General features: G+C 41.5%; 11 protein-coding genes. 5 read left to right on the plus strand and 6 right to left on the minus strand.

Annotated elements, in window-relative coordinates:
* Nucleotides 1-222: 222 nt before the first annotated feature.
* Nucleotides 223-1455, minus strand: coding sequence for a tyrosine--tRNA ligase (tyrS, locus tag MN869_RS18285; protein ID WP_016543200.1), 1233 nt, complete (start codon nt 1453-1455; stop codon nt 223-225).
* 61 nt (nt 1456-1516) lie between these two features.
* Here tyrS and MN869_RS18290 point away from each other — a divergent pair, with 61 nt between their 5' ends.
* Nucleotides 1517-2650, plus strand: coding sequence for an anhydro-N-acetylmuramic acid kinase (locus MN869_RS18290; protein WP_243308960.1), 1134 nt, complete (start codon nt 1517-1519; stop codon nt 2648-2650).
* 52 nt (nt 2651-2702) lie between these two features.
* On the opposite strand, the gene erpA is transcribed toward MN869_RS18290, so the two are convergent.
* From erpA to MN869_RS18315, 5 genes are all read right to left on the minus strand, one after another.
* On the minus strand, nt 2703-3038 hold the full coding sequence (erpA, locus tag MN869_RS18295) for an iron-sulfur cluster insertion protein ErpA (protein WP_005186235.1): 336 nt from the start codon (nt 3036-3038) through the stop codon (nt 2703-2705).
* Between the two features lie 121 nt (nt 3039-3159).
* Nucleotides 3160-4164, minus strand: coding sequence for a putative solute-binding protein (locus tag MN869_RS18300; protein ID WP_243308963.1), 1005 nt, complete (start codon nt 4162-4164; stop codon nt 3160-3162).
* 289 nt (nt 4165-4453) lie between these two features.
* Nucleotides 4454-5461 (minus strand): putative solute-binding protein, encoded by a 1008-nt coding sequence (locus tag MN869_RS18305; protein ID WP_243308965.1) that lies wholly within the window; start codon nt 5459-5461, stop codon nt 4454-4456.
* A 216-nt stretch (nt 5462-5677) separates the two neighbouring features.
* Nucleotides 5678-6679, minus strand: coding sequence for a putative solute-binding protein (locus MN869_RS18310; RefSeq protein ID WP_243308967.1), 1002 nt, complete (start codon nt 6677-6679; stop codon nt 5678-5680).
* Nucleotides 6680-6866: 187 nt separating this feature from the next.
* Nucleotides 6867-7874, minus strand: a complete 1008-nt coding sequence (locus MN869_RS18315) for a putative solute-binding protein (protein ID WP_243308969.1) — start codon at nt 7872-7874, stop codon at nt 6867-6869.
* Nucleotides 7875-8086: 212 nt separating this feature from the next.
* Between MN869_RS18315 and MN869_RS18320 the strand changes: the two genes are divergently transcribed.
* The 4 genes from MN869_RS18320 to MN869_RS18335 all read left to right on the plus strand — a co-directional run bounded on the left by MN869_RS18320 (nt 8087) and on the right by MN869_RS18335 (nt 12473).
* Complete coding sequence (locus MN869_RS18320) at nt 8087-10015, plus strand: ATP-binding cassette domain-containing protein (RefSeq protein WP_243308972.1); 1929 nt, start codon at nt 8087-8089, stop codon at nt 10013-10015.
* Between the two features lie 341 nt (nt 10016-10356).
* Nucleotides 10357-10914, plus strand: coding sequence for a VTT domain-containing protein (locus MN869_RS18325; RefSeq protein WP_243308973.1), 558 nt, complete (start codon nt 10357-10359; stop codon nt 10912-10914).
* A 244-nt stretch (nt 10915-11158) separates the two neighbouring features.
* Nucleotides 11159-12316 (plus strand): PepSY-associated TM helix domain-containing protein, encoded by a 1158-nt coding sequence (locus tag MN869_RS18330; RefSeq protein WP_243308975.1) that lies wholly within the window; start codon nt 11159-11161, stop codon nt 12314-12316.
* Nucleotides 12300-12473, plus strand: a complete 174-nt coding sequence (locus MN869_RS18335) for a hypothetical protein (protein WP_241313308.1) — start codon at nt 12300-12302, stop codon at nt 12471-12473. Before MN869_RS18330 ends, MN869_RS18335 begins: the two co-directional genes overlap by 17 nt.
* Nucleotides 12474-12484: the final 11 nt, after the last annotated feature.

Here is a 12484-nt window from a genome sequence, read left to right on the forward strand (position 1 = left end):
TAACCTTTCTAGCCAAATCCTTGTTTCTCAACAAGTTTTTATCTGCATCACCGCCGATGGATGTGCATTCTACAGTATTTCAGACTAGGTGCAACCCCCTTTTTTATTATTTTCTTTTGCATGTTTCTTTTTTCTACAAAATCAGTGTTTTCGTTGTTTTTATCAGCTATTTATGTATAAAAAGCAGGCTCATGGCCTGCTTTTTATTATTTTCTTTTCGGTTTAGTCAGTGAAAGTCACACGTGCAATGGCTTTTTTACCAGATTGGATGATTAAAGTGACATTCTCTTTTACAGAATAGCTCATATCAACCACATTCCAGTCAACTTTAACTGCACCACGACCCACGGCGTCTTTCGCTGCTGCTGCATTCGGGTTTAAACCTGCAACACGCAGAATGGTTGCAATAAATAACTCACCACCAAACTCGCCACGAGAAATGGTCACTTCTGGGGTATCTTCTGGTACTTCGCCTTCAGTTACACGGTTACCGGCACTCTTATGTGCATTTTCAGCCGCTTCTGCATCATGGAAACGTTCAACCAACTCCAGTGCCAAGATACGTTTGATTTCTTGCGGGTTACGACCTGCAGCCATTTCATCAAGCAGTACTTTGATTTCGTCAAGTGACTTAAAGCTCAATAGATCGAAGTAACGTTCAATCAAGCTATCTGGCATCGACAGGATTTTTTGATACATCGCACCTGGGGTATCAAATACACCAATATAGTTACCTAAAGATTTAGACATCTTATTGACACCATCCAAACCTTCAAGAATCGGCACAGTAATACACACTTGCGATTCTTGACCGTAACGACCTTGTAGGGTACGCCCCATTAACAAGTTAAAGGTCTGGTCTGTACCACCTAACTCGACATCTGCTTCAAGCGCAATCGAATCATAGCCTTGTACCAAGGGATACAAAAATTCATGAATCGCAATCGGTTGATGGTTGTTATAGCGTTTAGTAAAGTCATCACGTTCTAACATACGTGATACGGTTTGCTGGCTAGCCAATTGAATTAAATCAGCTGCTGTTCTTTGATTAAACCATTCCGAGTTAAAACGAACTTTGGTTTTATTCGGATCTAAAATTTTAAAAACTTGTTCTTGATAGGTTTTCGCGTTGGCTTCAACTTGCTCACGAGACAACGGCGGACGTGTTGCGCTTTTCCCAGACGGGTCACCAATCATGGCAGTATAGTCACCAATCAAGAAGGTGACTTCATGTCCCAAATCTTGAAAAGTTTTTAATTTATTAATTAGAACCGTATGTCCTAAGTGTAAATCAGGAGCCGTTGGGTCAAAGCCTGCTTTTACACGGAGTGGACGATTCTCTTTGAGTTTTTTCAATAAATCTTCTTCAGAGATAATCTCGTGCGTGCCTCGTTGAATGAGAGCAAGCTGTTCTTCGGCTGGCAAGAAATTTGACATCACAAAACCTAAACACATCAGTTATTCAATTTGTGCGATATACTAACATTTTTTCAGCATCTTGCAGGATAAGTTGTATATGAGCGCAATCTATATTGGTGTAATGACAGGCACGAGCATGGATGGTGTTGATATTGTTGCAACTTCATTCGACCCTTTAACGCTGCATGCCACGCTAACCGTGTCTTTTGAGCCTGAGCTACGTGATGAGTTAATGGCGTTGACCCTTCCAGATGACAACGAAATTGATCGTATGGGTAAAGCTGATGTTGCTTTAGCGCAAATGATTGGGCATGGCATTAATGAACTGATTGAAAAGAATAATTTAGATCGCACTCAAATTAAAGCCATCGGTTCACATGGGCAAACCATTCGCCATCGTCCTGAACATGGTTTTACCTTACAAATTGGTGATCCCAATATCATTACCGAAATCACGCAACTGCCTGTGGTGTCTGATTTCCGTCGTCGTGATATGGCAGCAGGTGGCCAAGGTGCACCGTTGGTACCCGCCTTCCATCAAGCCTTATTCCTACATGACAGTATTCACCGTGTCATTTTAAATTTAGGCGGTATTGCCAATGTCAGCATGCTGCCTGCAAATGATTTAAACGGCGTATATGGCTTTGATACAGGGCCTGCCAACATTTTGATGGATGCTTGGTGTCATCGCCACACGGGACATCCTTATGATGAAAATGGCGACTGGGCTGCCTATGGTAATCCAATTCGTTCTTTATTGGATCGTCTACAGAATCATGAATTTTTTGCCAAAGAACCACCAAAGAGCACAGGTCGCGAAGACTTTAATCTGGAGTGGCTGGATGAACAGCTCAGCGATTGGCGCAATGGGCTAGAGTACGAGGAATTAGAAGATACGCCAGAGAATGTTCAAGCGACCTTAATGAAACTCACCACACGTGCGATTAAAAAAGCAATTTATCGTAGCAAGGAATGGATGCCGACAGGTGAAATCTATGTCTGTGGTGGCGGTGCCTATAACTCACATTTACTTGAGCAACTGCGTTGGCGTCTACGTAAACATAATTGGTCAGTGCAAACCACGGATGCGCTTGGTCTAGCGCCAACTTGGGTTGAGGCAACTGCTTTTGCATGGTTGGCTATGCGCTTTGTACAACAACTGAGTGGCAATTTACCTGCGGTGACGGGTGCAGCAGGTGATCGTATCCTCGGAACAATCACCACGGTATAAAACAAAAAAGCTTCTCAATCGGAGAAGCTTTTTTTTATATATCTAGAATCTGTTAGATCGAGAATGATGAACCACAGCCACACGTTGTGGTCGCATTCGGGTTCTGAATCACAAAGCGTGAACCTTCCAGTCCTTCAAGATAATCAACAACTGAGCCGATCAAATACTGGTAGCTTAAAGAATCTACCAACATTTTTACATCGCCATTCATAAACTCAGCATCATCTTCATTGACGCTTTCAGCAAAATTAAAGCCATAAGAGAAGCCTGAACAACCACCACCCGTTACATAAACACGTAACATAAGGTCGTTATTGCCTTCACTTTCGCGTAGTTGGCGAACTTTTTTGGCAGCATTATCTGACAATTCTAGAGCTTGGGCGTTCATGATGGACTTTCCTCGACTTCACTTCGTCTTTAATAAATAAAAGACCCGATATTCAGTATAGCATACTCAATATCGGGTCTGTATTTGAAGTTTAAAGTGCTGTTAAAGACTTTTTATACGATTATTTGTAGTTCTCGTCTTGTAGGCCACATTCAAAATTCTTGGCATCTTCACGACAACGGAATTGCCATAGCAATTTCATCATACGCTTGTCATAGATTCCTTTAGCGGTCAGATTAATACGCGCTTCACGCATTAATTTTTGATAGCCGGGTTTATCAGAAGCTGGAACTTCCATCCAATATTTTTGTGGAATGTCTGCTTTCATTTTTCCAAGAATGGTAAATGCACGTGGCAATTGTGCCTTCACCCACTCTCGAGATTTTTGACCAAAACCAGCAGGGAATTTATCTGGATGAATGATTAAATTACCAGTTACTTGTAGAATTGGGTAATTCACAATCGCCCCTTTGGTTCCCAAGCCCTTATACAGTTCCAAAGGTTTAAAGGCAGCGGCCGGTGCACCAATAATATCCACCTGACCATTGTTAAACTTAGCACCAAAATTGGTGATATCGGAACTTACAGCCTGTGCACCGACTTGTGAAGCCATAATTTTTTGTGCTTCGTCATAATCTAAAACGGCGATTTTCTTACCTGCTGCCTTGGCAACTGTATTGATATTACGGTCATTCACCAATAAATAGGCATCACCCACAGGAATAACACCAACCACCTCATATTTTCCATTCACCATCGCTTTAGCAAAGGTCGGGCTGGCTAAACCCTGCATCACTTTAACGGCCAATTTAAGGTCGGTAATCGCCCCGATTGCATCCAATGAACCCGTAAATTGGTTAAACTGACGACCACGCATTCCTGTGATACTCACGCCATCACATTTTCCTGCTTTAAAGTCTTCTGCAATTACCGCTTCATTCGTTCCAACTTTAAGCTCAATATCAGCGCCCCAAGTTTTTGCCGCGAGTTGATAATCCTTCATTAATGCATAAACATCGCCACTCTTTCCCACGATATCAAATACACAAATTGTTTGTTTTGCCTGAGTGCCCGCAGATACCGCGGCGATCCCAGTCGTAAGTAATAAAGTTTTAAACCATTGCATTTTATTTTTCCTTTGCATCTATGCTGATTGTTGTTGCATCACACCCAAACATTAAAAAATTAGCTGACATCCTGCTCTGGGTTTTCAAATGAATCTGTATTTTTAATTCCATTTGGTTCAATCATCCTGATTAAACCACATTTTAAATCTTTAGGATTTCATTTGGTTTCCTGTATGTTGCTATGATTACGATCTTTGAAAATAAAGACAATGACTCAAATGACAAGCATTGAAAAACAAAAAGCCTAGATAAATCTAGGCTTTAAGTCTTGATTTTGACAATTATGAATTATTCACCCGGTAATGCACATTCAAAGTTTGCTTTGTCTACTGAACAACGCGCTTTCTTCAAAACTGACATCATACCCGCATCGTAAATACCACGCTTGGTCATTTCTAAACGGCCATCACGCATTAATTTTTGATATTTCAATGTGTCTTCAGCTGTTAAGTTCATTTTGTACTTCGCTGGAATTTCAGCTTCATAACGTTTGATCATAGCGAATGCTTTTGGAAGCTGCTTCACAAAGTAATCACGAGATTTTTGACCGAAACCCGCAGGGAATTTCTCTGGACGAATCACAAGATCCGCAGTCACTTGTAGTACTGGGAAGTTAAACATCGCACCATTTGAACCTAAGCCTTTGCTTAATTCTAATGGTTTGTAAGCATAAGCAGGTGCACCGACCATATCTACTTGGCCGTTATTAAATTTAGCGGCAAAGTTAGAAATATCAGAAAGTACCGCTTGCGCGCCTACACGTTGAACCATGATTTTTTGCGCATCGTCATAACCCAATACGGCGAATTTTTTACCCGCTGCTTTTTCAATTGAGTTAATGCTCTTGTCACGTACGAAAATGTAAGCAGCACCCATTGGAGCGATACCTGCAACTTCATATTTGTTACCACCCAAATTGGTGGTCATTTTGGCTGCATTACGTGCATCCAATACATAAGTAATCGCACGTTGTGCAACTTCATTGCTTGGCGCACCGCCCAATGAATCGACTGAACCCGCAAATTTGTTATAAGGACGAGCACGCATTGCTGTCATCGCAACAGCAGCACATTTACCCGCTTTAAAGTTATTGTCTGCAACCTGTTCATCCGTGATTGCAAGTAAGTTGACATCAGCGCCCCAGCCTTTTGCTGCGAGTGCCCAGTCTTGCATCATTTTGTATGATTCACCTGACTTTCCTAATAAGTCGAATACACACACATCTATTGCTGCTTGAGTAGAAGCAGATACACCAAAGATCGAAGTTGCTGCAAGAGCAAGTGCAATTTTTTTCATATTTTTCATCCTTTCACAAACTTTATGTTTGTCTCCTTGTTCGAAGCAAATATTAATCATGTTTTTTGAAAAAAAATAGAGCTTATACTCTATTTTTATGACTAGATTGTTTACTTTTTACCCTCTTTTATCTATTTCTATTATTTTCATAGGCAATTTTGTTATATATACCTAATTTTATGTATAGATTTAGATCTACTCAGTTATTCTCCTTTTTTATTCACCACTCAAAGTACACTCAAAGTTGGTTCGTTCAACCGTACAACGGGCACGCTTCAGCACATTCATCATACTCGCATCATATACGCCTTGCTTGGTTAAATTCATACGTCCATCCCGTAACATTTTTTGGTAACGGGTTTTATCTTCATTGGTCAAGGTAATCTTTTTTGCATTCATTCCCGCTTCCAAACGTTGCACCATGGCAAAGTTACTTGGCAGTTTATTCACGAACCATTGTCGAGATTGTGGACCAAAACCACTTGGGAATTGCGCAGGGCGAATAATTAAATCCCCCGTAATATTCACCACAGGAAAGTTAAATAATGCACCATTGACCAAGCCTTTACTAATTTCTAAAGGCTTATAGGCATATGCGGGTGCCGCAATCACATCCACCTGACCACTATTAAATTTTTTCACAAAATCAGAAATATCCGATGGCACAGCAACCAGATCGATACTTTCAACAATGGCCTTTTGCGCTTGATCATAGTGTAAATATGCAAATTTTCGACCTTTGGCTTTTTCAATGGTATCGATCTTTTTGTCGCGAACAAAGATATACGCTAACCCCACTTGGATAATCCCTACGACTTCGAATTTATCACCATTGACCGTTGCGGTTAAACGATGTTGATTGCGTTTATCCAGTACATACGTAATCGCCTTTTGTGCAATAGCATTACTGGTGACTGCGCCGACAGCATCGACTGAACCTGCAAACTTATTATATTTACGTGCACGCATCGAAGTCATATAGACCCCATCACACTTGCCTGCATCAAAATCTTTTTCCGCTTTTTCTTCGTCTTGATAAGGAATTAATTCTACATCACCCTGCCATGTTTTAGAGGCAAGCTTCCATTCTTCAATCAGTTTATAAGACTCCCCAGCCTTACCCAATAAATCAAAAACACAAATTTGTTGTTTTGCCTGTACAGGAGTGCTCATGACAAATAGAGCTGTAGCACTCAATGCCCAAAGTCCTTTTTTCATCTTGTTTTTCCCTTACTTTGCTATTTTGCACAATTTTCCATCAGCGCTTATTCAATATAGTCAGATTTTGACCAAAAGAATAGCGCTTTTATATACATATGTCGGGTTTTCATCTGTTTTACCCATCTGTATCACAGAATCAGATCTGAAGATGGGTAGGCGATAAAACGTGTCCTGTAATCCCGATTTACTCACCGCCCAAGCTACATTCAAAATTGGTTCGGTCTACCGTACAACGCGCGCGTTTCAGTACACTCATCATGCTGGCATCGTAAATACCACGCTTGGTCAATCCCATACGTGCCTCACGCAAGATTTGCTGATAACGGGTTTTATCCTCGTTACTGAGGTTGATTTTGTATTTGGCTGGCAGTTCTGATTCAAGACGCTGGATCAGTGCGAAATTGGTATTCAGACGACTCAGAAACCAAGCCCGAGAGTTTTGACCAAAATTACCGGAGAATTTTTCAGGACGGATGATCAAGTCCATAGTCATATTCACCGCAGGGAACGTAATAATCGCACCCTCACTTCCCAATCCCTTTGATAATTCTAAAGGCTTATAGGCATAAGCAGGTGCCGCCATAATATCGGCCTGACCCGTATTAAACTTTTTGGCGATATCAGAGATATCCGCAAGTACCGCTTGTCCACCTAGGTTTTTCACCACGATCTTTTGAGCTTCGTCATAGCCCAGCACTGCAAATTTTTTGCCTTTGATTTGCTCAATGGTATTCATCTTCTTGTCTTTGACAAAGATATAGGCCAAGCCAATTTGTGAAATTCCTGCAACCTCATAATTTTCATTATCAACGGTGCTGATCAAACGGCGTTGATTACGCTTGTCCAAAGCAAAACTAATCGCTTTCTGTGCAATCGCATAGCTAGGCACCGCTCCAATGGCATCAATTGAACCTGCAAATTTGTTATAACGGCGCGCACGCATCGAGGTCATATAGACGCCATCGCATTTGCCTTGTTCAAAATCATTTTCTGCCAACGCTTCATTCTGATAGCTGATCAGAAAGGTATCACCACGCCATGCTTTAGCAGCCAAGGCCCACTCTTCCATGGCCTTATAGGCTTCTCCTGATTTCCCCAACAAATCAAAAACACAAATTTTGATCGCTGCATGTGTTTCTGTATAGGTCCCCAACACCAGCATTGCCCCCAATGCAAGAATTCCCTTGTTCATCCTTAAATCCTATGCTGCTACTTTTAATCTTGTTGCTTATTTTTCATATAATTTAAATAATAATCTGATTCGCATCACAAAAATAGAGCTTTTACTCTATTTTATCATTGGTTGATCAGCTCAATTCGAACAATTTGATCTTCAATATAAAAATTTGCATTCATGGGCGATCACCTTAAAATGCAGCTATCTATTCGCTATTTTGCATGCTCATGATCCAATTTGACCAAGTTTCATTACGCCGTGGTGGGCGAGTTTTATTCCAAAAAGCTTCAATGCAGCTTCATCCAGGCTGGAAAATTGGTCTTACTGGGGTGAATGGTGCAGGTAAATCGACCTTATTTGCTGCATTTTTAGGAGACTTGGTCGCAGATGAGGGCAATTTGACTCGCCCTGCGGTGTGGACTGTGGCTCACATGGCACAAGAAATTAAAGCCTTGGAAATGCCAGCAATTGATTTTGTTTTGTCTGGTGATGAAGAATATTGGGACATTCAAGAAAAATTAGCGCATCCAGATCAACTCAGTAATGATGATTTGGCTCGACTACATGGCCGTTTCGATGAGATCCATGGCTATGCAGCGCCTGCCAAAGCAGCACAATTGATGGCAGGTCTCGGCTTTCTCGATCATCAATTAAAATTAAATGTCGCGAGCTTCTCGGGCGGGTGGCGCATGCGTTTGAACTTGGCGCGTACCCTCATGAGCCGTTCAGACCTGCTGTTATTGGATGAACCGACTAACCATTTGGACTTGGATGCGATCTTGTGGTTAGAAGACTGGCTCAAAGCTTATGAAGGTACATTGGTCCTGATTTCACATGATCGTGATTTCCTCGACGCCATTACCGATCATATTCTACATATCGAAAATCAAGAACTGACCTTATATACCGGAAATTATTCCACTTTTGAAACCACCCGTAGCGAACGCTTAGCCCAGCAACAACAAGCCTTTGAGAAGCAGCAAGAAACGCGTGCACATCTACAAAAGTTTATTGACCGCTTTAAAGCCAAGGCCACCAAAGCACGTCAGGCACAAAGTCGAATTAAGCAGCTTGAGCGTATGCAACAATTGGCGCCTGCGCATATTGATACGCCATTTACTTTTAGCTTCCGTGAACCGACCAAAATGAGTTCACCTCTACTGAGTTTGGATGCCGCTACAATTGGCTACGGCGATAAAATCATTGCTGAAAAAATTCGTCTGCAAATCACCCCAAGTTCACGTATTGGTTTACTCGGGATGAATGGTGCAGGTAAATCAACCTTGATCAAGACCCTTGTCGGTGATTTACCACTGCTCGCAGGGGAGCGCAAAGCCTCTGAACTGCTCAATATTGGGTACTTTGCTCAACATCAAATGGATGCCTTGGATGCCCATGCCAGCCCAATGCTGCAATTGGCACGTATTGCCGACAAGCACATCAGTGAAGCGGCTTTGCGTGCCTTTTTAGGTAGTTTTGGCTTCAGTGGCGAGCGTATGGACACCCCATGTGAAAGCTTCTCAGGCGGCGAACGTGCGCGTCTGGCGCTGGCATTGATTGTATGGCAACGTCCCAATGTCTTGATTCTGGACGAACCAACCAACCATTTGGACTTGGATATGCGTCTGGCACTGACCATGGCGCTACAGGACTTTGATGGTGCGGTGGTGCTGGTGTCGCATGAACGTCAGTTGATTGCCAGTGTCTGTGATGACTTGTTATTAGTACATGCAGGTCAATGCACAGAATTTGCAGGTGATCTACAAGACTACGCCAAGTGGTTACGTGAAGCACGCCAACAACAGATCAATGCACAAAATGCCTCACAACAGCAAACTACAACGACCCAAGCCCCTGTCGCAAAAGTAGATAAGGAAGCGCAACGTAAAGAAGCAGCTCGTCGCCGTGAAATGACGCGGCCAATTCGTAAAAACATCGAAAAAGTCGAAGCTCAAATTGAAAAGGTTCAGCCACGCTTAGCTGAGATTGAACATGCTTTAGCGGATAGTGCCCTATATGAGGCCGACCGTAAAAATGATTTGATCAAGCTGATGAATGAACAAAATGAGCTCAAAGCCAAGTTGGAACAGCATGAAGAACAGCTATTAGAGCTGATGATGGAACTGGAAGAGTTGGAAAGCTCTTTTGCAGATTAAGCTGCCAGCTGATTCATACACATCTCTGTTTGAGTGTGTATGAATCCCAACGTTTAAGGTCATTTGTTTAAACAGAAGCATCCCATTTATGGCCTTAAAAGATGCTTTGGATACTTAAAAACACTATGAATATCATTAAAAATGTCATGAATTTGTCGAGAATTTAAGATAAGGTAAAATTGGAATTTTCTGAGAAAATTGAGCTTTAGGCTCAGGCTCGATATACTCAGCCCCCTCTGTTGTAAATTTATAAGTGACGAATGAATCCTGAGGGTTAAATTCATTTCACATTTTTTGTACTTTAATTTGGTGAGTACTCTATTTTGGATCATACAAACTGAATGAATTCTTTAGATTTTATTTTTAATTTTGAACATATTCTACCGGTCTTGGTTCAAGAATATGGCTTATGGATTTATTTCATCCTTTTTCTGATTATTTTTTCAGAAACCGCTTTTGTTTTTATGTTCTTCTTACCCGGAGACAGTCTGTTACTCACTGTGGGTGCATTATGCTCTGTGGTTGAAATCATGCATCTTGGTTATATGATCAGCTTACTGTTCTTTGCAGCAGCACTGGGCTATATGGTGAACTACCATATTGGTCGTCATTTTGGCGACCGTATTTTCAATATGAAATCACGATTTATTAAGCAAGAATATCTACAAAAAACCAATGTGTTCTTTCTAAAACACGGCGGAAAAACCATTTTGCTGGCTCGTTTTATTCCTTTTGCCCGTTCATTTGCGCCGTTAGCAGCAGGTTCAAGCAACATGAACTATAGCCATTTCGTTATTTATAACATCTTGGGTGCATTACTGTGGATCAGCGTCTTGGTCACTGCTGGATACCTGTTCGGCCATGCTTTGATTCAAGTGAGTGACTTTGTCGAAAGTTAATAAACACTTTTGCTAACAGCAATCTGATTATTCATTCATTTCAAGCTTAAATAGATCATTGATAGGTAGGCGATTTCATAGACTACCTTTTTTTAATCATTTTATTCAGTGTAAGGTTTCACGTGGAACGTAAAAAACAATAGTAAATAATAATGAAAATAATTATCAATAAAAATAAAATCACTTCATAAAACCACAAATCTTAAGGAAGCCCAATGCACTCATCCTCATTGGAAAATCAGTTATGAAGCAAACAGCAACTGCCATTAAAAAAACCAACTCGCGCTGGTTTCGCATTAACTTATGGATTCATCGCTGGGTCAGTTTGGTGATTGTAGTGCCCTTTGCGATTTTATCCATCACTGGGGTCATTCTGATTTTCCATGAAGAGATTGATCATGCACTTGGTGTCGAGCCCACGGCTCTACATTCTTCTTTACAACAACAACGACCGCTAGCCGACTCAATCACGACTGCACAGAGAACCTACCCTACTGAGCAGATTATCAGCACAGGCTATGACCCTGAGCATCATCCTGGTGTACTCCTCATCGGGATGGCGAAACCTGAACAAAGCTTTGAACAAGCGCGTTGGTTGTTTGCAGATATTGGTTCTGCAACGCTGATTGATCGACCAAATGAACGAGATACTTTGACTGGCTTCTTACTGGAACTACATGCCAACTGGTTTCTAGGTTTTATTGGACAATTGATTGGGGCACTGATTGCTTTATTAGTGTTCTTATCTTTGGTTTCTGGCTTGGTGGTCTATGCCCCTTATGTGAAAAAATTCTTTTTGGGCATTCTTCGTTTTAGAAAGGGTCAGCGACTATTACAGCTCGACCTACATAATTTAATTGGCTCTGCAATCCTCGGTTGGGCCTTGGTCGTGACCTTAACTGGATTTCTACTGGGTTTTGGTACGGTTGCGATTGGAGTTTGGCAAATGACTGAACTGAAAGCCCTCCAAGACAAATATCAGCATGCCAGTGTGATTCATCCAAATTTAAGCATTGATCAGGTCTATGCCGCCGCCCAGAAAGGTCAAACAGATTGGCACCCCACCAGTGTGTTCTACCCTAAAACAGAATACGCCACCCAAGGTCACTATATGGTATTACTACAAGGCAATGAGGGCTTAAAAGAGAAGATGCTAAAAGTCGCCTTGGTCAATGCAGAAACAGGACAAGTCGATACTATTGAGGAATTACCCACCTATCTAAAAGCCATCTTACTGTCACAACCACTGCATTTTGGCAATTACGGCGGCATGCCCCTCAAGATCTTATGGAGTCTATGTACCTTACTCACCTTATTTATCACTTTAAATGGCGCATGGTTATGGTGGGCAAAACGCCAACAAAAAGGCTTAAAAGGAGTCAACAATGCAACTATGGAATAAGTTAAGTGTCTTATGGCTGTTGGCTTTATGCAGTATTTTAGGAATTGTTGGCATGCTGCTGATGGATGGTATTGCAGATGTTATTTTTTTGATCATTACCCTACTCCCTCTATTGGTTGCAGGATGGAGAGCTTATCTTTTACAGCGCAAAAGATAAGCTCTTTTGTT

The organism is Acinetobacter sp. NIPH1876, from assembly GCF_022808535.1.
In the GTDB taxonomy this organism is placed as follows: Bacteria; Pseudomonadota; Gammaproteobacteria; order Pseudomonadales; family Moraxellaceae; genus Acinetobacter; species Acinetobacter higginsii.